At 67.8% G+C, this 19,318-nt stretch carries 17 protein-coding genes and 1 tRNA gene; 5 read left to right on the forward strand and 13 right to left on the reverse strand.

The window, feature by feature from the left end; all coding sequences use genetic code 11:
- The first annotated feature begins 1 nt into the window (after position 1).
- Positions 2-1,156, forward strand: a complete 1,155-nt coding sequence (gene pqqE, locus dqs_RS06410; RefSeq protein ID WP_065339973.1) for a pyrroloquinoline quinone biosynthesis protein PqqE — start codon at positions 2-4, stop codon at positions 1,154-1,156.
- Positions 1,157-1,295: 139 nt separating this feature from the next.
- Positions 1,296-1,371, forward strand: a tRNA-Thr gene (locus dqs_RS06415).
- 115 nt (positions 1,372-1,486) lie between these two features.
- Here dqs_RS06415 and dqs_RS20690 read toward each other — a convergent pair.
- From dqs_RS20690 to hppD, 3 genes are all read right to left on the reverse strand, one after another.
- Positions 1,487-1,663 (reverse strand): hypothetical protein, encoded by a 177-nt coding sequence (locus dqs_RS20690; RefSeq protein WP_011764924.1) that lies wholly within the window; start codon positions 1,661-1,663, stop codon positions 1,487-1,489.
- A gap of 104 nt (positions 1,664-1,767) precedes the next feature.
- Positions 1,768-2,568, reverse strand: a complete 801-nt coding sequence (locus dqs_RS06420; protein ID WP_011764925.1) for an EcsC family protein — start codon at positions 2,566-2,568, stop codon at positions 1,768-1,770.
- A gap of 8 nt (positions 2,569-2,576) precedes the next feature.
- Positions 2,577-3,698 carry a 4-hydroxyphenylpyruvate dioxygenase gene (gene hppD / locus dqs_RS06425; protein ID WP_065339974.1) on the reverse strand — a complete coding sequence of 374 codons (1,122 nt, stop codon included), beginning with the start codon at positions 3,696-3,698 and terminating at the stop codon, positions 2,577-2,579.
- Positions 3,699-4,067: 369 nt separating this feature from the next.
- On the opposite strand from hppD, the gene dqs_RS06430 reads away from it, so the two are divergent.
- Positions 4,068-5,357, forward strand: a complete 1,290-nt coding sequence (locus dqs_RS06430) for an MFS transporter (RefSeq protein WP_232502225.1) — start codon at positions 4,068-4,070, stop codon at positions 5,355-5,357.
- Between the two features lie 61 nt (positions 5,358-5,418).
- Positions 5,419-6,597 carry an acetylornithine transaminase gene (locus dqs_RS06435; RefSeq protein ID WP_065339975.1) on the forward strand — a complete coding sequence of 393 codons (1,179 nt, stop codon included), beginning with the start codon at positions 5,419-5,421 and terminating at the stop codon, positions 6,595-6,597.
- 244 nt (positions 6,598-6,841) lie between these two features.
- Here the strand turns inward: dqs_RS06435 and dqs_RS06440 are convergent, their stop codons facing one another.
- From dqs_RS06440 to dqs_RS06460, 5 genes are all read right to left on the reverse strand, one after another.
- Positions 6,842-7,906, reverse strand: a complete 1,065-nt coding sequence (locus dqs_RS06440) for an LLM class flavin-dependent oxidoreductase (RefSeq protein WP_065339976.1) — start codon at positions 7,904-7,906, stop codon at positions 6,842-6,844.
- 4 nt (positions 7,907-7,910) lie between these two features.
- Positions 7,911-8,720: a GTP cyclohydrolase FolE2 gene (folE2, locus tag dqs_RS06445; protein WP_011764930.1), complete on the reverse strand. Its 810-nt coding sequence runs from the start codon at positions 8,718-8,720 to the stop codon at positions 7,911-7,913.
- A gap of 86 nt (positions 8,721-8,806) precedes the next feature.
- On the reverse strand, positions 8,807-10,666 hold the full coding sequence (dxs, locus tag dqs_RS06450; RefSeq protein ID WP_065339977.1) for a 1-deoxy-D-xylulose-5-phosphate synthase: 1,860 nt from the start codon (positions 10,664-10,666) through the stop codon (positions 8,807-8,809).
- A 27-nt stretch (positions 10,667-10,693) separates the two neighbouring features.
- Positions 10,694-11,596: a polyprenyl synthetase family protein gene (locus tag dqs_RS06455; RefSeq protein WP_011764932.1), complete on the reverse strand. Its 903-nt coding sequence runs from the start codon at positions 11,594-11,596 to the stop codon at positions 10,694-10,696.
- Positions 11,593-11,847, reverse strand: a complete 255-nt coding sequence (locus dqs_RS06460; protein ID WP_065339978.1) for an exodeoxyribonuclease VII small subunit — start codon at positions 11,845-11,847, stop codon at positions 11,593-11,595. Before dqs_RS06460 ends, dqs_RS06455 begins: the two co-directional genes overlap by 4 nt.
- A gap of 129 nt (positions 11,848-11,976) precedes the next feature.
- Here dqs_RS06460 and dqs_RS06465 point away from each other — a divergent pair, with 129 nt between their 5' ends.
- Positions 11,977-13,077, forward strand: a complete 1,101-nt coding sequence (locus dqs_RS06465) for an aromatic ring-hydroxylating oxygenase subunit alpha (protein ID WP_011764934.1) — start codon at positions 11,977-11,979, stop codon at positions 13,075-13,077.
- 371 nt (positions 13,078-13,448) lie between these two features.
- Here dqs_RS06465 and ispH read toward each other — a convergent pair whose 3' ends face one another.
- From ispH to dqs_RS06490, 5 genes are read right to left on the reverse strand one after another with little or no spacing between them, the layout of a single operon-like run.
- Positions 13,449-14,387, reverse strand: a complete 939-nt coding sequence (ispH, locus tag dqs_RS06470; protein ID WP_065339979.1) for a 4-hydroxy-3-methylbut-2-enyl diphosphate reductase — start codon at positions 14,385-14,387, stop codon at positions 13,449-13,451.
- 29 nt (positions 14,388-14,416) lie between these two features.
- The gene (locus dqs_RS06475) at positions 14,417-14,845 is read right to left on the reverse strand and encodes an FKBP-type peptidyl-prolyl cis-trans isomerase (protein WP_011764936.1); all 429 of its coding nucleotides are present in this window, start codon (positions 14,843-14,845) and stop codon (positions 14,417-14,419) included.
- Positions 14,842-15,372 carry a signal peptidase II gene (gene lspA, locus dqs_RS06480; protein ID WP_065339980.1) on the reverse strand — a complete coding sequence of 177 codons (531 nt, stop codon included), beginning with the start codon at positions 15,370-15,372 and terminating at the stop codon, positions 14,842-14,844. Before lspA ends, dqs_RS06475 begins: the two co-directional genes overlap by 4 nt.
- On the reverse strand, positions 15,365-18,163 hold the full coding sequence (ileS, locus tag dqs_RS06485; RefSeq protein WP_065339981.1) for an isoleucine--tRNA ligase: 2,799 nt from the start codon (positions 18,161-18,163) through the stop codon (positions 15,365-15,367). The genes lspA and ileS overlap by 8 nt, the downstream gene beginning before the upstream one ends.
- Positions 18,164-18,177: 14 nt before the next feature.
- Positions 18,178-19,176, reverse strand: coding sequence for a bifunctional riboflavin kinase/FAD synthetase (locus dqs_RS06490; protein WP_011764939.1), 999 nt, complete (start codon positions 19,174-19,176; stop codon positions 18,178-18,180).
- Between the last annotated feature and the right edge of the window lie 142 nt (positions 19,177-19,318).

Below are 19,318 nucleotides of genomic sequence, written 5' to 3' on the forward strand. Positions count from 1 at the left end.
CATGAACGCAGCGCAGCCACCTTCGCCGGCAAGCACCCTGGGTCCGCCGCTGTGGCTGCTGGCGGAGGTGACCTACCGCTGCCCGCTGCACTGCGCCTTCTGCTACAACCCGGTCGATTTCGCCCGCGACGACACAGAGCTTTCCACCGAGGACTGGCTGCGCGTGCTGCGCGAGGCGCGCGCCGCCGGCAGCGTGCAGTGCGGCTTCTCCGGCGGCGAGCCGCTGATGCGCGACGACCTCGAAGTGCTGGTCGCCGAGGCCCACCGGCTGGGCTACTACACCAACCTGCTCACCTCCGGCGTCGGCCTCACCGCCGAACGCGCCCAGGCGCTGAAGGCGGCGGGGCTGGACCACATCCAGCTGTCCTTCCAGGACTCCACGCGCGAGCTCAACGACTTCCTCTCGCACACCCGCACCTTCGATCTCAAGCAGCGCGTTGCCGGCATCATCAAGGACAACGGCTGGCCGATGGTGATGAACTGCGTGATCCACCGCCTCAACATCGACTACATCGACCGCATCATCGAGATGGCGGTCGAACTCGGCGCCGAATACCTCGAACTCGCCAACAGCCAGTACTACTCGTGGGCGCTGCTCAACCGCGACCAGCTGATGCCCTCGCGCGAGCAGCTCGAACGTGCCGAGCGCATCACCAACGAATACCGCGAACGCCTCGGCGACCGCATCCGCATCTTCTTCGTGGTGCCCGACTACTACGAGAAGCGGCCGAAGAAGTGCATGAACGGCTGGGGCAACGTCTTCCTCACCGTCACCCCGGACGGCACCGCCTTGCCTTGCCACACCGCGCGCATGCTGCCGGGGCTGGAATTCCCCAATGTGCGGGACATGGATGTGAAATCCATCTGGTACGACTCCGAAGGCTTCAACCGCTACCGCGGCGACAGCTGGATGAAGGACCCGTGCCGGACCTGTCCCGACAAGGAAAAGGACCACGGCGGCTGCCGCTGCCAGGCCTACATGCTGGCCGGCGATCCCGCCGCGGCCGATCCGGTGTGCGACAAGTCGCCGGATCACCATAAGGTGGTGGAGGCGGTGGAGCGCGCCAACACGCCGGGCTGGAAGGGCGCCGAACAGCCGCTGATCTTCCGCGATCCGGCGCGCTCGCGCGAGCTTGCGGCGTGTGGAAAGCGGTGACGTCCGCTTCGCGCCGCCACCCTTGCCGGGGTAAGGCCGGGGCGGTGACGCATGCCGCGGCCACCGGCGCAGAATCCGCCACCCGCCACCGCCTTCGCGGTTGAAGCAGGGCGCCGGCTGATGTATATTGCGCGCCTTCGCTGCTGTAGCTCAGTCGGTAGAGCAACTGATTCGTAATCAGTAGGTCACCAGTTCGATTCCGGTCAGCAGCACCAGTATCAGGCAAAAGGCCAACCCGCAAGGGTTGGCCTTTTGCTTTTCGGGCCGCCAAAACACAGCGCCGGCCGCGCCCGGATCAGGGCGGCCGGCGCGATTGCCATGTCGGGCGCGTCAGTGCGGCGCGGCCTGCACCGGGCTGCGGGTGAGGACGCGGCAGGCGACGGCAAAGGGCACGCCAAGCTGGTCCATCCGCCGACCGGCATCACCGATGCTGAGTCGCCCCGCCTTGACCGCGAGCAGCAGCAGGTCGATGCGGGCGCGCAACAGCGGATTGTTTCTGCGTTCCATCGGGGTTCCTGCAGACTTATGTCTATTGAATGATTGCAAGCTTAGTCCATGAGCATCGGGATGGCTAGTACGCCGGTAGCGGGCAGCGCGCACAGCCAAATCGCTCAGGTTCCGGCGCCAAGCCCTTGATAGGCCGCGCGTACTACCTCCGCGCCGTGGTGGCGTTCCAGCCGCCGCACGGCAAAGTGTCCTTCGCTTACCGCCTGGAAGTGGCTCATGAACATCAGGTTGACCGCGACGCCCGCTGCCGCGCCCAGCCCCGGCACCACCATGCTTGCCGCCTTCTGCGTCAGCTGCACCTTGTAGCGCGCGGCCACCAGCGCGATCAGCCGGGCGATCGCGGGGGCGCCGCGCTCCCCCAGCCCGGCCAGCCCGCTGCTGGCCACATGGCGGGTCGCTTCGCTCACGGCGCCCGCGAGCGCCGCGCGTACCGCGTAGTAGCCGGTATCCACGCTGTCGTCGGCGCTGCCGGGACCGCCGAGCGCGAAAACCTCGAGCGCCGCCAGCCGGACCTGCGGGTCGTCGATATCCTCTCCGGCCTCGCGGGCGGTGGCGAGGATCGCGCGCATGATCAGCACGGTGGAGACCGGAATCTCCAGCGCCAGGCCCGGCAGGCCGAACGCGCCGCCCGCGCCGCCGCTGACCGAACCGAGCACCTTGTGCAGCCGGGGCGACGCGCGCGGTTGCAGGACGAGGCTGCGGGCGGCGATGCCCATCGCGCGCCCGAGCGCGTCATGGGCAAGTCCGTCCAGCTTGTTGCGCCACGGGGCGGGCAGATAGCGCAGCCCCTTTTCCAGCGGGCTGCCCACCAAGGCGCTCAGGCGCAACGCCAGGCTTTGCGCCTCGAGCTTGGCACGTGCCGCGGCCAGTTCTTCCAGCGCGGCGGCATCGAGCGGCGTATTCACGGCGGCGTTCAGGCGGCCTTGTCCGCCGCGCCGGACAGGACGCCGCGGCGCATCTGGTCCAGCTCCAGCGATTCGAACAAGGCCTTGAAGTTGCCCTCGCCAAAGCCCTTGTTGCCCTTGCGCTGGATGAATTCGAAGAACACCGGACCCAGCTGGTTCTCGGAGAAGATCTGCAGCAGCAGGTCGCCCGGCGCGCCATCCACCAGAATGCGGCGTGCGCGCAGCGCCTCCAGCGGTTCGCCGTGGCCGGGGATGCGGCCGTCGAGCAGTTCGTAATACGTATCTGGCGTGTCCAGCAGCTGGATGCCGCTCGCGCGCAGGCGGTCGACCGCGGTGTAGATGTCGTCGGTGCCGAGCGCGATGTGCTGGATGCCTTCGCCGTGGTACTTGTCCAGGTACTCCTGGATCTGGCCCTTGGTGTCGTTGCCTTCCTCGTTGATCGGGATGTGGATCTTGCCGCAGGGCGAGGTCATCGCCTTCGACTTCACGCCGGTCACCTTGCCCTCGATGTCGAAGTAGCGCGCCTCGCGGAAGTTGAACAGCCGTTCGTAGAAGTCCGCCCACTCGTTCATGCGGCCGCGGTGGACGTTGTGGGTGAGGTGGTCGATGAGCTTGAAGCCGTGGCCCACCGGGTACTCGTCGGTCACGCCGTCGGCGTCGACGATCGGTTCGAAATCGACGTCGTAGATGCTGATGTCGCCGATGCCGCCCTGGCGCCCGTTCTTGCCGCGCCAGCGGTCCACCAGGTAGATCAGCGAGTCGCCGATGCCCTTGATCGCCGGAATGTTCAATTCCATCGGGCCGGAGTGCGAGTCGTAGCCCCAGGCGCCGAGTTCCACCGCGCGCTTGTAGGCCTTGCGCGCGTCGGCGACGCGAAAGGCCATCGCGCAGATGGAAGGGCCGTGCAGGCGGGCGAAGCGCTGGCCGAAGGAGTCGGGCTCGGCGTTGATGATGAAGTTGATGCCGCCCTGGCGGTACAGGGTGACGTCCTTGGCGCGGTGGCGGGCAATCGGCTTGAAACCGAGGCGGGTGAATACGGCCGCCAGTTCGGCGGGGTTGGGCGCGGCATATTCGATGAACTCGAAGCCGTCGATACCCATCGGGTTGTCCCACAGGTCGGTGCTGCTCATTTCATGTCTCCTCGTTATTCGCATCGGCGGGGCGAAGCGTGTTCGCGGCCGAGGCGCCGGGTCCCTATCTGCACCGACCGTCGCGGCGGCAGAGGGTTCGCCCGCGCAACCCGGCCGCCCCAAACGGCAATCTAGCCAGACCACAGGGCGGCCAACCCGAAAATTTGGCGCGCTCCGCGTTCCGCAGCGGCAGGCGTGGGGCCGGGGCGTCCGCCACGTGGCAGGGGGCGGGGCGGCAGGCGATGGGGCGCCTTCGCGGGCCCGGCCGGCGGCACGTGGCAACAGTCAATCTGCGTTATTCTTCGGCCCTGTTTCGTGCCGCTGCGGCGGCGCCCCGCGGGCGGGTTCCGCCCCCATCACGGAGTGTCCTTGAGTTCCTCGTCTTCCCCCGGGCCCTTGCCGCACGGCGGCTGGCCGGCGCCCGTGCGCGCCTTGCGCCATCGCAACTTCCGCTTCTACTTCGGCGGCCAGGCCGTGTCCGTGCTGGGCTCCTGGATCCAGCAGGTGGCGCTGGCGTGGTTGATCTACCGGCTCACCGGCTCGGTCGCGCTGCTCGGCGTCACGGCCTTCGCCGCCTTGCTGCCGATGCTGATCGTCGGTCCGCTCGCGGGGGCGTGGATCGACCGCCGTGACAAGCGCCGGCTGTTGATCCTGGTGCAGGGTCTGCTGGCCGGCCAGGCCGCGCTGCTGGCGGTGCTGACCGCGCTCGACGCGATCGGGCCGACGCTGATCGTGGTGATGTCGGTGGTGCTCGGCGTGCTCAATGCCTTCGATACGCCGCTGCGCCAGGCGCAGATCAGCGTGTTCGTGGATGACCGCGCCGACCTGCCGAACGCGCTCGCCTTGAATGCGATGGTGTTCAACTCGGGCCGCTTCATCGGCCCGCCGCTCGCCGGCCTCATCCTCGGGCTGACGTCCGAGGCGGTGTGCTTCGCGCTCAACGCGGTGTCGTTCGCGGCGCTCGCGTTCGGCGTGGCGATGATCCGGGTCGAGGCGACGCCGCGCGCCAAGGGCTCGATGGGGGCGGTGTTCCGCGAGGGCCTCAAGTTCGTGTGGGACGTCTACACCATCCGGATGCTGATCCTGACGCTGGCCACGGTGAACGTCACCGCGTCGAGCTATGCCGTGCTGCTGCCGGTGTTCGCCAAGGACGTGTTCGTGGGCGACGCGCGCATGCTGGGCTGGCTGTGGGGCGCGGCCGGCGCCGGCGCCTTCGTCGGCACCATCTTCCTTGCGACGCGCAAGCACTTGCCCGGTCTGGTGCGCGTGATCCTGAGCGGCGCCAGCGCCAGTGCGCTGGCAATGCTGGTGTTTTCCTACAATCGCGAGATGCCGGTGGCGCTGGCGGCGATGGCGGTGGTCGGGTTCGGCATTTCGGTCTGCAATGTCGCGATCAACATGCTGCTGCAAAGCCTCGCCCCGGATCATCTGCGCGGCCGCGTGGTGTCCTTCTTCAGCTCCACCCGCTTCGGCTTCGATGCCATCGGCGGGCTGGTGGCGGGGCTGATCGCCGCGCAGATCGGTGTGCAGGCGGCGGTGCTGCTCGAAGGCGTGCTGCTGCTGGCTTTCATCGCCTGGGCCTGGCGCCTGCGCGGGCGCTTGCATGGCGACATTGCCCTCCATGCCGGCAGCGGGCACGCGCCCGCGACACCGCGTTAGCATTGCGGCGCGCGGGACGCCCCGGCGCGCCTTCTTCCATCCAGATTTTCGGAGTGTCCGCATGAAGTACGGCGAATTCGATTCCGCTTCCCTGATGTACATCACCAACCGGCCGGAGATCCTGTTCGAGCGCGGCGAAGGCTCCTGGCTGTACGACGCCCAGGGCAAGGCCTATCTCGACTTCGTGCAGGGCTGGGCGGTGAACTGTCTCGGCCATTCGCCCGCCGAGGTGCGCGACGCGATCGTTGCTCAGGCGGGCAAGCTGATCAATCCGAGCCCGGCCTTCTACAACGGCCCGATGATCGAACTCGCCGGCCTGCTGACCGCGCACTGTTCGCTCGACCGTGTGTTCTTCGCCAACACCGGCGCCGAGGCCAACGAAGGCGCGATCAAGCTGGCGCGCAAGTGGGGTCGCCTGCATCGCAACGGCGCCTATCAGATCATCACCTTCGAGCATTCCTTCCACGGCCGCACGCTGGCCACCATGTCGGCGTCCGGCAAGGCGGGCTGGGACACGCTGTTCGCGCCGCAGGTGCCGGGCTTCCCCAAGGCCAGGCTCAACGATCTCGAATCGGTGAAGGCGCTGATCGGCCCGGAAACCGTGGCGGTGATGCTGGAGCCGGTGCAGGGCGAGGGCGGCGTGATTCCCGCTGCACCGGAATTCCTGCAGGCGCTGCGCGCGCTCACCCGCGAGCACGGCATCCTGCTGATCGTCGATGAAGTGCAATCCGGCATGGGCCGCACCGGCCGCCTGTTCGCGCACCAGCACGCCGGCATCGAGCCGGACATCATGACCCTGGGCAAGGGCATTGGCGGCGGCGTACCACTGTCGGCGCTGCTGGCGACCGAGGCGGTGAGCTGCTTCGAGGCGGGCGACCAGGGCGGCACCTACAACGGCAACCCGTTGATGACGGCGGCCGGCATTGCCGTGATGCGCCGCCTGACCGCGCCCGGCTTCCTCGACGAGGTGCTGGCGCGCGGCGACTACCTTGCGGCGCGGCTGCGCGAACTGGTGGCCAAGCGCCATCTGGTCGGCGAGCGTGGCTCGGGCCTGCTGCGCGCCTTGGTGCTCGACAGCGACCGCGCTCCGGCCATCGTCAAGGCCGCGCTTGAAGGTGCCCCCACCGGCCTGCTGCTGAACGGCCCCCGGCCCAACCTGCTGCGCTTCATGCCGTCGCTCACGGTGAGCGAGGCGGAGATCGACCAGATGGTGGAGATGCTGGACGCGCTGCTGGGCTGACGTGCTTCGTCACCCGGCGGCGGTGTGGTTTGCCCCCTCCCCTTCAAGGGGAGGGTCGGGGTGGGGATGGGGTCGGCTGCGGCGCCGACTTAACCCCATCCCCCTCCTGACCTCCCCCTTGAAGGGGGAGGAACTGGGCCTCCTAAACGGTGGTCTCGACGCCGTCGCGCCGCCTACGCAGCCAGCGGGCAGTGCTCGCCGAAACCCCTGCTACGCCCCCCTTGAAGGGGGAGGGACAACACCCTCACATGCCACCACGCATGTCGTCCTGTCCGTCCCCGGGCTTCAGCTGCCAAGCCCGCGCTATCAACTCGAACGACCGCAGCCGCGCGCCATGATCGAAAATCTGCGCGGTCAGCATCAGCTCGTCGGCGCCGGTGTCCTCGACGATCTCCATCAGCCGCTGGCGCACCGTGTGTGGGCTGCCGACCGCCGAGCACGACAGCGACTCGTCGGCGAAGGCGAGTTCGTTGGGTGACCAGTCGGCTTCGTTGAAGCGTTCCGGCGGCGGCAGCTGGCCGCGCACGCCGCGCGCCATCGCCGCGAAGCGCAGGCGCAGCGAGCGGAACAGGAAGGCGGCCTGCTCGTCGCTGTCGGCCGCGATGGCGTTGGCGCCGACCATCGCATAGGGTTCGGCAAGCGCCGCCGAGGGCTGGAATTCACGGCGGTAGAGCGCGATTGCCTGCTTGAGGAAGCGCGGCGCGAAGTGCGACGCGAAGGCGAAGGGCAGGCCGAGCTGGGCGGCGAGGCCGGCGCTGAAGAGGCTGGAACCGAGCAGCCAGATCGGCACCTTCAGCCCGGCGCCGGGCACCGCCTGGATGGTCTGGCCCGGCTGCGGGTCGGCGAACCAGCCCTGCAACTCGACCACGTCCTGCGGAAAGCTGTCGTCGCTGCCGACCAGGCTGCGGCGCAGGGCGCGCGCGGTGCGTTGGTCGGTGCCGGGCGCGCGGCCCAGGCCGAGGTCGATGCGGCCGGGGAAGAGGGATTCCAGCGTGCCGAACTGCTCGGCAATTACCAGAGGCGCGTGATTGGGCAGCATGATGCCGCCGGCGCCGACGCGGATCGTCGAGGTGGCTGCGGCGATGTGGCCGATTACCACCGCGGTGGCCGCGCTGGCGATGCCGGTCATGTTGTGATGCTCGGCAACCCAGTAGCGGGTATAGCCGCAGCGCTCGGCGACGCGGGCGAGGTCGCGCGTGTTGGCGAGCGCTCGCGCGGCGGTGCTGCCCTCGGTGATCGGGGCGAGGTCGAGGACGGACAGCCGCGCCACCGCGCGGCCGACAGCCGGTTGCGGCGGCGCGGCGGTCATCGCGTCAGGCCTCGATGCGCTTGTCGCGCTCGATCAGCGCGTAGGCGGAGTGGTTGTGGATGGACTCGAAGTTCTCGGATTCCACCGCGTAGGCGTCGATGCGGACTTCCTTGTTGAGCAGGCCGGCGACGTCGCGCACCATGTCTTCGACGAACTTGGGGTTGTCGTAGGCGCGTTCGGTCACGTACTTCTCGTCCGGGCGCTTGAGCAGCCCGTACACCTCGCACGAGGCCTGGCCTTCCACCAGTTGCACCACGTCCTCGATCCACAGGTGGTCGTTGAGCGTTGCGGTGACGGTGACGTGGGAGCGCTGGTTGTGCGCGCCATACGCCGAAATCTTCTTCGAGCACGGGCACAGGCTGGTGACCGGCACCACGACCTTCATGGTGAACTCGTAGCGGCCGCCTTCATGGATTTCGCCGGTGAAGGTGACCTCGTAGTCCATCAGGCTCTGCACGCCGGACACCGGTGCGGACTTGTTGATGAAGTACGGGAAGGTCATCTCGACGTGGCCGGTTTCGGCCTCGAGGCGCTTGACCATCTCGCGCAGCATCGGCTCGAAGGATTCCACCGAGATCTCACGCTCGTTGCTGTTGAGGATCTCGATGAAGCGCGACATGTGGGTGCCCTTGAAGTTGTGGGGCAGGCCGACGTACATGTTGAAGTTGGCGACCGTGTGCTGCACCCCTCCGTTCTTGTCGCTGACCTTCACGGGGTGGCGGATGGACTTGATGCCGACCTTGTTGATCGCGATCTGGCGGCTGTCTTCACTGTTCTGGACGTCGGGGATGGCGTGGGCCAGGGGGCTGTTCATTGTGCTGTTCTCTGTTGTACGTCGGGCGACGGACGGGGATGCCGCCGCGGGAGATAGGGCGATGCTATCGTTCCCGACAAAGCTACTCAACTATTGTGCGGATAGACCGCCTCAATCGCGGCGAGGATTCCGGTCTTGTCGAGGCCGACCGAGGCGAGCAACTGGGCCTGATCGCCGTGGTCGATGAAGCGGTCGGGCAGGCCGAGCCGCAGCACGCGGGGGCGCTGCGGCAGCGTATCGACGAAGCGCGCGACTTCGCTGCCGGCGCCACCGATCACCGCATTCTCTTCGACGGTTACCAGCAACGCGTGGTTCGCGGCCAGTTCGGCGATGAGTGCTTCGTCCAGCGGTTTGACGAAGCGCATGTTGGCCACCGAAGCGTCGAGCGCTTCGCCCACTTCCAGTGCCACGCCGAGCATGCTGCCGAAGGCGAGCACGGCAATGCGCGTGCCGTGGCGGCGGATTTCGCCCTTGCCGATCGGCAGCGCCGTCATCTGCTCGAGCGGCACCACCCCCGAGCCGCCACCGCGCGGATAGCGCACCGCGGTAGGGCCGTCGTGGCAGACCGCGGTGTAGAGCATCTGGCGGCACTCGTTTTCGTCCGCCGGCGCCATCACCACCAGATTGGGGACACAGGCGAGGAAGGAGAGATCGAAGGCGCCGTGGTGGGTGGCGCCGTCGGCGCCGACCAGGCCGCCACGGTCGATCGCGAGCACCACCGGCAGGTTCTGCAGCGCGATGTCGTGGATCAGCTGGTCGTAGGCGCGCTGCAGGAAGGTGGAGTAGATCGCCACCACCGGCTTCAGGCCTTCACAGGCGAGGCCGGCGGCGAAGGTCAGCGCGTGCTGCTCGGCGATGCCGACGTCGTAATAGCGGTCGGGGAAGCGCTGCGCGAACTCCACCAGGCCCGAGCCTTCGCGCATGGCGGGCGTGATGCCGACGATGCGTGGGTCGGCGGCCGCGATATCGCACAGCCAGTCGCTGAACACCTGGGTGTAGGTGAGCTTGCCGCCGCTTTTTCCCGTCTGGATGCCGGCGGTGTGATCGAACTTCGACACCCCGTGGTACAGGATCGGGTCGGCCTCGGCGAGCTTGTAGCCCTGGCCCTTCTTGGTGATCACGTGCAGGAACTGCGGGCCCTTGAGCTTGCGGATGTTCTGCAGCGTGGGGATCAGCGCGTCGAGGTCGTGGCCGTCGATCGGGCCGTAGTAATGGAAGCCGAATTCCTCGAACAGCGTGCCCGGCGCGATCATGCCCTTGGCGTATTCCTCGACCTTGCGCGCAAGCTCGGCCATCGGCGGCACCGTGCCCAGCACCTTTTCGCCGACGCGGCGCGCGGCGTTGTAGGTGGAGCCGGACATCAGCCGGGCGAGGATCTTGGTGAGCGCGCCGACCGGCGGCGAGATCGACATCTCGTTGTCGTTGAGGATGACGAGCAGGTTCGCATCCATGTCGCCGGCGTTGTTGAGCGCCTCGAAGGCCATGCCGGCCGACATCGCGCCGTCGCCGATCACCGCGATCGCGCGGCGGTCTTCGCCGCGGTCGCGGGCGGCCACCGCCATGCCGAGCGCGGCCGAGATCGAGGTGGAGGAATGCGCGGTGCCGAAGGTGTCGTACTCGCTTTCGCAGCGGCGCGGAAATCCCGAGATGCCGCCCCAGTGGCGCAGCCCGCTCATCGCCTCGCGGCGGCCGGTGAGGATCTTGTGGCCGTAGGTCTGGTGTCCGACGTCCCACACGATGCGGTCGTCCGGGGTGTTGAAGACGTAGTGCAGCGCGATCGTCAGTTCGACCGTGCCGAGGTTGGACGACAGGTGGCCGCCGGTCTTCGATACCGATTCGATCAGGAAGGCGCGGAGTTCAGAGGCGACTTGGGCAAGCTCGCGGCGCTCGGTGGCGCGGAGGTCTGCCGGCGAACCGATGCGTTCCAGGTGCGGATACGGTGACATGGGCGGTCAGGGGCGGTGGGGCTGGGGTCAGAAGGGCCGATGCACGATGTAATTGGCGAGGGCGGCGAGATGGCCGGCGCGCGCGCCGAGCGGTTCGAGCGCCGCGAGCGCTTCGGCCAGCATGTCTTGGGCAAGTCGCCGGGCGTCGGCGACGCCGAGCAGGCTGACATAGGTGGGTTTGTCGTGGTCCGCATCCTTGCCTGCAGTCTTGCCGAGCGTGGCGGTGTCGGCCTCGGCGTCGAGGATGTCGTCCACCACCTGGAACAGCAGGCCGGTGAGTTTGGCGTAGCGGTCCAGCCGCTCCAGCGTTTCGCCATCCACCGTGCCGGCCTGCGCGCCCAGCAGCACCGAGCAGCGGATCAGTGCGCCGGTCTTGTGGATGTGCATGAATTCGAGTTCGCGCAGGTCGAGCTGGCGCCCGACCGCGGCGAGGTCGATCGCCTGGCCCCCGGCCATTCCGCGCGAACCGGATGCCATCGCCAGCAGGCCGATCATGCCGAGCTGGCGGGTGGGCATGTCGGTGACCGGCGCGGAGGCGAGCACCTGGAAGGCGAGCGTCTGCAGCGCGTCGCCCACCAGCAGCGCGGTGGCGTCATCGTATTCGACGTGCACCGTGGGCTTGCCGCGGCGCAGGACGTCGTCGTCCATGCAGGGCATGTCGTCGTGAACCAGCGAATAGGCGTGGATCAGTTCGACCGCGCAGGCGATGCGGTCCAGCCGTTCGGGCTGGGCGCCGCCGATTGCGCCGGCGGCGTGCACCAGCAGCGGCCGCACCCGCTTGCCGCCGCCGAGCACCGCATAGCGCATGGCTTCGTGCAGGCGTTCCGGGGCTATCGTGGGTTCGGGCAGCACGCCCGCCAGCGCGGCTTCGGTGCGTTGCTGGATGGCGCCCATCCAGGCGGCGAAGTCCTGCGGGGAAAGGGCGGTCATGCGCACTCCTGGCTGCCGTGGGCGTTGGTGTCGATGCGCAGCTCGACGAGTTCGCCGCCTTCGAGCTGGCGGATGCGCTGTTCGGCGCCGCTCAGCGTTTCCTGGCAGAACTTCAGCAGGCCGACGCCCCGCTGGTAGCGCGCCAACGCGTCTTCGAGGCTGAGCTGGCCGGATTCCATCTGTTGCACGATGGTTTCCAGCTCGGCGACGGCGGCTTCGAAGGAGGTGGGCGATGACGCCGGCTTGGGCATGGACGGGGCGCGGGACGGGGACGGAAAGGGGGGAAAATAACCGATCGCGCGTCTGGCGGTCAAACGGCTTCTGGCTTAGAATACCCTGTTTATTTTTCCGGATTTCTGGTCCAGAAAGGGGGTTCGGGGATGTCCGACATCGCTTCCACGGCTCGGCTGGCGCCGGCGGTTTCTCAACTGCCGGTGTCATCGTACTTCGACGAGAAGGTCTTCGAACTGGAGAAGAAACTCCTCTTCGATGCCGGTCCGGGGTACGTTGGCCACGAGCTGATGGTGCCCGAAGTCGGCAACTACCGTTCGCTCGAATGGCTGGACCACTCCAAGCTGCTGTTCCGCACCGAGGCGGGCGTGCATCAGCTGTCCAACATCTGCCGCCACCGCCAGGCGATCATGCTGCAGGGCGCGGGCAAGACCGAGCACATCGTGTGCCCGATCCACCGCTGGACCTACGATCAGCAGGGCAGCCTGCTGGGCGCGCCGCACTTTCCGGACAATCCCTGCCTCAACCTCAAGCGCGACGTGCTGGAGAACTGGCATGGCCTGCTGTTCAAGGGGCCGCGTTCGGCCAATGCCGATCTGGCTGGCATGCAGGTGGCGCAGGAGCTGGATTTTTCCGGCTACAAGCTCGACCGCGTCGAGATCCACCAGTGCAATTACAACTGGAAGACCTTCATCGAGGTCTATCTCGAGGACTACCACGTGGTGCCCTACCACCCGGGCCTGGGTAATTTCGTCACCTGCGACGATCTGACCTGGCAGTTCGGCGACTGGTATTCGGTGCAGCGCGTGGGCGTGACCTCGCTCGCCAAGCCGGGCTCGGCGACCTACGCCAAGTGGCACAAGGCGGTGCAGGAGTACTACGGCGAGAAGAAGCCGGCCCACGGCGCGATCTGGCTGACCTACTACCCCAACATCATGGTGGAGTGGTATCCGCATGTGCTGGTGGTGAGCACGCTGATCCCGACCGATGTGGACAAGACCACCAACGTGGTCGAGTTCTACTACCCGGAAGACATCGTGGAGTTCGAGCGCGAGTTCGTGGAGGCCGAGCAGGCCGCCTACATGGAAACCGCAATCGAGGACGACGACATCGGCGAGCGCATGGACCGCGGCCGTCTGGCGCTGCTGAAGGAAGGGCGCAACGAGGTCGGTCCCTACCAGTCGCCGTACGAGGACGGGATGCAGCATTTCCATGAGTTCTACCGGCGGATCATGGAGCCGAATGTCTGAGTGATTTGTTGGCGGACTGAGGGTTTGCGCGGCTGCGATACGCGCCGCACGGGGTAGTTGCTCCGGCGGCTGAACTCGCTCGCTGCGCTCACTCGGCCGTCCTCGCCGCCTCCACAAATACCCCGCACGTCGCTTTTGGCAGTGAGTGTCAGGCGCAAGCCCAAGAAGCAGAAAGGCCCCGGTAGGGCCTTTCGCATTTTTGACGTCTGAGTGCCTGCTGCATTCAAGCGGTGGGCGGGAGGTTTGCAGAGCGGGCGAGGACTGTCCGAGCCCGCAGGGCGAGTTCCGCAGCCCGCGGCGCAAACCTCCCGTGCGCCGCGTTTGACGCAACTAAGGCGACAAGCGGCGCTTGCAAGAGAGCTGCAGCCCGCTCAGCGCGCCTCCTGCAGCTCCTTCGGCAGCGGGAAGGTCACCTTCTCCGGCACGCCGTCCAGATTGCGCACCGAAGCGCCGGAGAGCGCCTTGAGCCGTTCGATCACCTCCGCCACCAGCACTTCCGGCGCCGACGCTCCGGCAGTGACGCCGATGCGGCGCTTGCCTTCGATCCAGGCCGGGTCGATGCCCGCGGCGTTATCCACCAGATAGGCCGGCACGCCGCGCAACTCGGCCACTTCGCGCAAGCGGTTGGAGTTGGAGCTGTTCTTCGAGCCGACCACGAACACCACGTCCGCGTGCGGCGTCATGAACTTCACCGCGTCCTGGCGGTTCTGCGTGGCGTAGCAGATGTCGTCCTTCTTCGGCCCCATGATGTTGGGGAAGCGCTCGCGCAGCGCGGTGACGATGGCCGCCGCGTCATCCACCGACAGCGTCGTCTGCGTTACATACGCCAGCTTGTCGGGGTCGGCCACCTGCAGGTTCGCCACGTCGGCCGCAGTTTCCACCAGGTGGATGCCGTCCTTCACCTGGCCCATCGTGCCTTCGACCTCCGGATGCCCCTTGTGGCCGATCATCACCAGCTCGCGGCCCTGCTCGCGCATCCGGCCAACCTCGATGTGCACCTTGGTCACCAGCGGGCAGGTCGCATCGAACACGCGCAGGCCGCGCTTGTCGGCCTCTTCGCGCACCGCCTGCGACACGCCGTGGGCGCTGAAGATCACCGTGTTGCCGGTCGGCACCTCGTCCAGTTCCTCGACGAAGACGGCGCCCTTGGCGCGCAGGTCGTCGACCACGAACTTGTTGTGCACGACCTCGTGGCGGACGTAGATCGGCGCGCCGAAGCGCTGCAACGCCCGTTCCACGATCTCGATCGCGCGCTCGACGCCTGCGCAGAAGCCGCGCGGGTTGGCGAGCAGGATTTCGTTGTTGTCCATCTGTTCTCTCTGTGGGCGACGGCGCGTGCTCAGGACGTGCCGATGACCTTCACCTCGAAGCGGATCGCCTTGCCCGCCAGCGGGTGGTTGAAGTCGATCAGTGCCGACTGTTCGTCGATCTCGCGCACCAGGCCGGAATAGCGCGAACCATCCGGCGCGGTGAACTCCATGATCGACATCGGTTCGATCTCCTCGTTCGGCATGTGCTCGCGCTTCACGCGTTCCACCAGTTCGGCGCGATGCGGGCCGAAGGCGTTCTCGGGCTCCAGCTCGAAGACGTGGTTGCTGCCGATCTCCAGGCCGATGATGAGCTGCTCCATCGCCGGCAGCATTTCGCCGGCGCCAAGCTGCAGCGTGGCCGGCGTTGCCTCGAAGGTGCTGATCAGCGGCTGGCCGTTGGGCAGGGTGATGCGGTAGTGCAGGGTGACGAGGCTGTTGGCGGCAACGGTCTGGCTCACGAGGGACGCTCCGGGCTGGCTTCAGGCTTGTGCTTGCCGGCGCGCAGTTGCGCCCACAGCATCAGCCCCACGCCGAGGGTGATCGCCGAATCGGCGAGGTTGAACGCCGGCCAGCCGTAGCGGCCAGCGTGGAAATACAGGAAATCGACCACCGCGCCGTGCAGCAGGCGATCGACCACGTTGCCGATCGCGCCGCCGATGATCAGCGCGAAAGCGGCCGGCAGCAGCCGTTCCTCGCGATGCTGGTGCATCAGCGCCAGCAGCCAGCCGCAGATCACCACCGCGAGGCCGGTGAAGAACCAGCGCTGCCAGCCGGAGTGTTCCGCGAGGAAGCTGAAGGCCGCGCCGCGGTTGAACACCAGCACCAGGTCGAAGAAGCCGGTGACGGGGATCACCTCGCCGTACTGCATGGTGGCGAGCACCACCTGCTTGGTCAGCTGGTCCAGCCCCATGACCACGGCGGCCAGCACCAGCCAGGGCAGCATCGCGACGAAGGCCGGGCGTTGGCCCGCTTGCAGATCAGGCATGCGTGCGGGTCTCGCCGGCGCCGTACAGGTTGTCCGCGCAGCGGGCGCACAGCGTGGGGTGTTCGGCGTTGTGGCCGACGTCGTCGGTGTAGTGCCAGCAGCGTTCGCACTTTGTCCGCGCGCTCGGCGTGGCGACGATGGCTTCGGCCTCGGCGCTGGCCGCTTCCAGCAGCGTGGCCCGCGAAGTCATCGTGACGAAGCGCAGGTCTTCGCCCAGGCTCTGCATCGCGGTGTACTTGTCGGCCGTCAGGCGCAGTTCCAGTTCGGCCTGCAGCGAGGCGCCGACCTTGCCTTCGGTGCGCAGCGCCTCGATCACCTTCAGCGCCTCGGCGCGCACCGCGCGGATGGTCTCCCAGCGCGCCACCAACCCGGCTTCGCCTTCCTGCGCCGGCAGCGCGTGGAAGGTGTGCAGCATCACGCTGTCTTCCTTGCCGGGGTTGAGCACCGCCCAGGCTTCCTCGGCGGTGAAGGAGAGGATGGGCGCCATCAGCTTCAGCAGCGTCTGGGTGATGTGCCACAAGGCCGTCTGCGCCGCGCGCCGTGCCTGGCTGCCGGCGGCGGTGGTGTACAGGCGGTCCTTCAGGATGTCGAGGTAGAAGGCGCCGAGGTCTTCGGCGCAGAACACCTGCAGCGCCTGCACGATGCGGTGGAACTCGAACCGCGCGTAGTCGGCCTCGGCCTGCTGGGCGAGCTGGCGGGTGAAGGCGAGCGCGTAGCGGTCGATGTCCAGCCACTGCTCCAGCGGCACCGCATCCTTGCCGATGTCGAAGTCGGCGGTGTTGGCGAGCAGGAAGCGCAGCGTGTTGCGCACGCGGCGATAGACCTCGACGACGCGGTCGAGGATTTCCTTGGAGATCGACAGCTCGCCCGAGTAGTCGGTGGAGGCCACCCACAGGCGCAGGATCTCGGCGCCCATCTTCTCGGACACCTCCTGCGGCAGGATGGTGTTGCCGAGCGACTTGGACATCTTGCGGCCCTGCTGGTCCACCGTGAAGCCGTGGGTGAGCAGCGCGTTGTAGGGCGGGTGGCCGTCGATTGCGCAGCCGGTCAGCAGCGAGGAATGGAACCAGCCGCGGTGCTGGTCCGAGCCTTCCAGGTAGAGGTCGGCGCGCGGGCCTTCGACGTGGCCGTCGTTGTGCGAACCGCGCAGCACATGCCAGTGGGTGGTGCCGGAATCGAACCAGACGTCCAGCGTGTCGCTGATCTTGTCGTACTGGGCCGCCTCGGCGCCGAGCAGTTCGGCGGCGTCGAGCTTGAACCACGCCTCGATGCCTTCCTGTTCGATGCGCTTGGCCACTTCTTCCATCAGCTCGACGGTGCGCGGATGCAGCTCGCCGGTTTCCTTGTGCAGGAAGAAGGGAATCGGCACGCCCCAGTTGCGCTGGCGCGAGATGCACCAGTCGGGCCGGTTGGCGATCATCGCGTGCAGGCGCGACTGGCCCCAGGCGGGGAAGAAGCGGGTGGCTTCCACGCCGCGCAGCGCGCGCTCGCGCAGCGTGCTGCCGTCGGCCACCGGCTTGTCCATGCCGACGAACCACTGCGCCGTGGCGCGGTAGATCAGCGGCGTCTTGTGGCGCCAGCAGTGCATGTAGCTGTGGGTGATTTTCGCTTCAGCCAGCAGGCACCCGACTTCGCGCAGCTTGGCGGTGATCTCGGGGTTGGCCTTCCAGATGTTCATGCCGCCGAAGAAGGGCAGGTCGGGCGCGTAGCGGCCGTCGCCCATCACCGGGGTCAGGATGTCGTCGCTCTGCATGCCATTGGCGCGGCAGGACTGGAAGTCTTCCAGGCCGTAGGCGGGTGCGCTGTGGACCACGCCGGTGCCGGCGTCGAGCGTCACGTAGTCGCCCAGGAAGACCGGCGACAGGCGGTCGTAGAACGGATGGCGGAAGGCCACGCGGTCGAGCGCGGCACCCTTGCAGGTGGCGACGATGCGGCCGTTCAGGCCGTAGCGTTCGAGGCAGGCGCCGACCAGGTCGTGCGCCAGCACCAGGTAGCGCTCGCCGGTATCGACCAGCGCGTAGTCGAACTCCGGGTGCATGTTCAGCGCCTGGTTGGCGGGGATGGTCCAGGGCGTGGTCGTCCAGATCACCGCCAGCGCCGGCTTGGTCAGCGGCGCCAGACCGAAGGCGTCGGCGAGGCGGTCGGGCTCGGCACAGGGGAAGCCGACATCGACTGCCGGCGAGGCCTTGTCGGCGTATTCGACTTCCGCTTCGGCCAGCGCCGAGCCGCAGTCGAAGCACCAGTTCACCGGCTTCAGGCCCTTGAACACGTAGCCCGCCTTGACCATCTCGGCCAGCGCGCGCACTTCGCCCGCCTCGTTGGCGAAGTTCATCGTCAGGTAGGGGTTGTCCCAGTCGCCCAGCACGCCAAGGCGGATGAATTCCTTCTTCTGGATCTCGACCTGCTCGGCGGCGTAGGCGCGGCACAGCTCGCGCACCTTGTCGGCGGGCAGGTTCTTGCCGTGGGTGACTTCGACCTTGTGCTCGATCGGCAGGCCGTGGCAGTCCCAGCCGGGCACGTAGGGCGCGTCGAAGCCGGCCAGGGTTTTCGAGCGGACGATGATGTCCTTCAGGATCTTGTTCAGCGCATGGCCGAGGTGAAGATTGCCGTTGGCATAGGGCGGGCCGTCGTGCAGCACGAACTTGGGCCGGCCGGCGGCCGCCTTGCGGATCTTCTGGTAGAGCTTCTGCTGCTGCCACGCCGCGATCCAGCCGGGCTCGCGCTTGGGCAGGTCGCCGCGCATCGGAAAGGCGGTGTCGGGCAGGTTCAGCGTCTTGCGGTAGTCAGCCATGGCAGTGGTCTTGGTCAGCCCCGCGGGCGCGGGAGGGTGATTGTTGAGTGATCTTGGGGGCGCGGCAGGCGCGGGCCGGCGGTGGGGTGGGCAGCCAGCCAGGCGCGCGCATCATCGGCGTCGCGGCCGATCTGCGCGGTGAGCGCGTCGAGCGAATCGAACCTGGCCTCGCCGCGCAGGCGGTGCAGGAAGTGCACCCGCAGGTGCGCACCGTAGCAGTCGCTGTTCCAGTCGAACAGGTTCACTTCCAGGCGCAGGCTGCCGGCGCTGTTGATCGTGGGGCGGATGCCCATGCTGGCGACGCCGTCCACCAGCCCGTCGGTCAGGCCCTCCACCCGCACCGCATACACCCCGGTGAAGGGCGGCTTGCGGTGCTTCATCTGCACGTTGGCGGTGGGGTAGCCGATGCGGCGGCCGATCTTGTCGCCGTGGATCACGCGCCCGGCGATGCTGTAGGGGCGGCCGAGCAGGCGCTCGGCGTGGGCCATGTCGCCGTCGGCCAGCGCCGCACGCACCGCCGAGCTGGAAACGCGTTCGCCCTCGACATCCAGCGTGGCCATGGATTCCACCGCGAAGCCGTGGGCCGCGCCGGCCTGCTGCAGCATTGCGAAGTCGCCCGCGCGGCGCGCGCCAAAGCGGAAATCGTCACCGATATAGAGGTGGCGCACGCCGAGGCCGCGCACCAGCAGATCGTCGATGAAGGCTGTGGGCGAGAGCTGCGCGAGGCGGGCGTCGAAGCGGCAGACATGCACCCGGTCCACCCCGGCCGCGGCCAGCAGCAGCAGCTTTTCGCGCAGCGAAGCCAGGCGCGCGGGGGCGGCATCAGGAGCGAAGTACTCGCGCGGATGCGGCTCGAACGTGAGCACCACCGCGGGCAGGCCAAGGGCGCGCGCCTTGTCGGTGAGCAGCTTGAGCAGCGCCTGGTGGCCGCGATGCACGCCGTCGAAGTTGCCGATGGTGAGCACCGAAGGCTGCCGGGCGGCGTGGTCGGGAATCCCGCGTGAGACCTGCATGACCGCCTGAAAAAGGCGCAATTATAGCGGCAAAGGCGGGCGTGGACGTGCGCCGCGGCGGCCCCTTCGTGGATGCCGCGGCGGAGCGCGAGGCCTTCGCGTGCCGCGCGCCGCGCGGGCGGGCCATGCGCTCGCGGTCCTG

This window comes from Azoarcus olearius, assembly GCF_001682385.1.
GTDB lineage: Bacteria > Pseudomonadota > Gammaproteobacteria > Burkholderiales > Rhodocyclaceae > Azoarcus > Azoarcus olearius.